Genomic DNA, 2,295 nt, shown 5'->3' with positions numbered 1-2,295 from the left:
ACCTCATGAAGATCGCCAGATTATCATTCACCGCTTTGAGCAGGGTGCGACTAAAGTCATCGTGAATGTTGGCACCTTGATCGCGGGTTTTGATAGTGATGTGCGCTGCATCATCTACGCCCGGCCGACGAAATCAGAAATTCGATGGACTCAGTGTCTTGGCAGAGGCTTACGTACTGCGCCGGGTAAAGAAGCCTGCCTTATCTTCGATCACTCCGGTACTGTCCATCGCCTCGGTTATCCCGACGATATCGAATATGACGAGCTGCCCCGCAAAAACGACGGCATGAAGTCCAGCTCCAGTTACCGGGAACAGGAAAAACGCGAGAAGCTGCCGAAAGAGTGCTCATCCTGTCATTACATGAAGCCCGCGGGCGTTTATGTCTGTCCGAAGTGTGGGTTTAAGCCACTGTCAGGCGAGGATGTTGAGGTGGATACCAGCCGCACCATTCAGAAGCTCAGTAAGAAAGAGCGCGTCTACACGCAGGCCGAAAAGCAGAGTTTCTATTCACAGTTGAAATATTACCAGAACCAGCGGGCTTCACAGGGTAAGGCGGTCAGTGATGGCTGGGTATCCAACACGTTTAAAGACAAGTTCGGGGTCTGGCCTCGCGGGTTCCATGACACCCCGCAAGAACTGACACCCGAAGTGAATAACTTCATCAAACATAAGCAAATTGCGTGGGCGAAAAGCCGTCAGAAAGCAAAACAACCGCAACAAGAACAGCAGGGGCTAAACCTTGAAGTGGCCCGCCATAAGGTGCGTGAAATACGTGAAAAATTAGGTGCACCATCATATCAGGGAGACACACAGTGAACAGAATAAAAACCGCTGATGCCGTTATCGGTCGCTGGCCTGAAATCTTCGCTTACTACAAGTTGCCCCCCGTGACAGGGAAAAAGCACTTTAAAGGTAACTGCCCCATCTGCAAGCGAAAGGGAAAATTCCGCATTGACGATAAAGAAGGACGCGGAACATTTATCTGTGCTTGTGGTGAGAGAGGTGATGGCTGGAAGTTACTCACCCTGACTCAAGGCAAGGACTACAAGACTCTGGCCGATGAGATTGATCAGCTATTGGGTATCCAGTCCGACAAACGCAGTGTGGTTAAAAAAGAAACCAATATCACCACGTTCAGAAACAAAGTCACTGCCTGCTATGCCAATTTACCCGGCCTGAAAGGGACATCGGGCGAAGACTACTTACGTAACCGGGGCATTCATACTTTACCCACTGACAACGTGAAGTATTGCCCCGATCAGCCTGTCCGAAACGGGAAGCTACAAGCGATATGGGCGCTGGTGACGGATGCCAAGGGCACGCTGTGTTATCTGCACCGCACTTACCTTGATGGGGACAGGAAGGCGAATATTACCCCGCAGAAAAAACTGGATTCCACGCAGGAAGAGAGTTATCGCGATCATGCTCAATCACCGGCGATACGCCTGTTCCCGGTGGATTCAACGCTGGGCATTGCAGAGGGCATTGAAACCGCACTGTCCTGTAAACAGATTTACGGCGTCAATACATGGTCAGTGGTGAACACGGGCTTTATGGAACGCTTCCGTGTGCCCGGTGGGGTTAAGCATCTCATCATCTTCACGGATATGGACTGGAACGCCGCAGGCCATGCCGCCGCAATGTCATGTGCTCATGGAAACTTATTGGCGAATAACGAGTTAGAAAAGGTTAGCGTTCGCTGGCCTGACCACGGCGACTTCAACGATATGCTCCAGAACGGGGATGAAGCCAGAGAATTAGTATTTATGAAAAAAGCACGGGAGACAGCATAATGACGGACAGCACCGCACACAAAACACTCTTTACGATCCCTGAATCCACTTACAGTACCGAACTGGCGACCGTGAAACCGTTACCCGTTCAGCGTAAGATCACCGGTAATAAACAGGTCGATGCTTACCTGTGGGTACTGGCAGTCATTAAGACCAATGAACCCGCCCACCTTGAGGCAGCAGAAGCCGCCTTGAAGAAGCTGAAAATCACACCCAAGGAAGCCCAGAAGAAATATTCTGATTACCTGATGAAGTCAGGCGCGCATCCCCTCCAGATTGCCTTTGGTTCCATCGGCATGGATAACCCACAGGGCTATATAAACAGCGCGAAGGAGCAAATCAAAAAGGCCAGTCAGGTCAGGGCTTCGTTTGCCAGCTACGAAGCGGCGCTGGAACTCACTGAACCCGAAAAATTAATGCTGGTGGGCGAACTGGCTGACATTTATGAATCGGGTTATTACTGGAATGAAAAGGAATTAGCAGAAGGCTGTATGCACGGTG

The 2,295-nt window shown here is 50.6% G+C and carries 1 protein-coding gene and 2 pseudogenes; all 3 read left to right on the top strand.

What is annotated here, in order from left to right:
* Positions 1 to 817 (top strand): annotated as a pseudogene (locus tag AAC854_RS22235) (DEAD/DEAH box helicase); the annotation flags it as partial.
* Complete coding sequence (locus AAC854_RS22230; RefSeq protein WP_340618998.1) at positions 814 to 1,794, top strand: DUF7146 domain-containing protein; 981 nt, start codon at positions 814 to 816, stop codon at positions 1,792 to 1,794. The pseudogene AAC854_RS22235 and the gene AAC854_RS22230, both read left to right, overlap by 4 nt.
* Positions 1,794 to 2,295, top strand: a pseudogene (locus AAC854_RS22225) (helix-turn-helix domain-containing protein); the annotation flags it as partial. The gene AAC854_RS22230 and the pseudogene AAC854_RS22225, both read left to right, overlap by 1 nt.

The organism is Xenorhabdus entomophaga (assembly GCF_037996725.1).
Taxonomy (GTDB): Bacteria; Pseudomonadota; Gammaproteobacteria; order Enterobacterales; family Enterobacteriaceae; genus Xenorhabdus; species Xenorhabdus khoisanae.
This window is presented reverse-complemented; position numbering and strand designations above follow the sequence as displayed.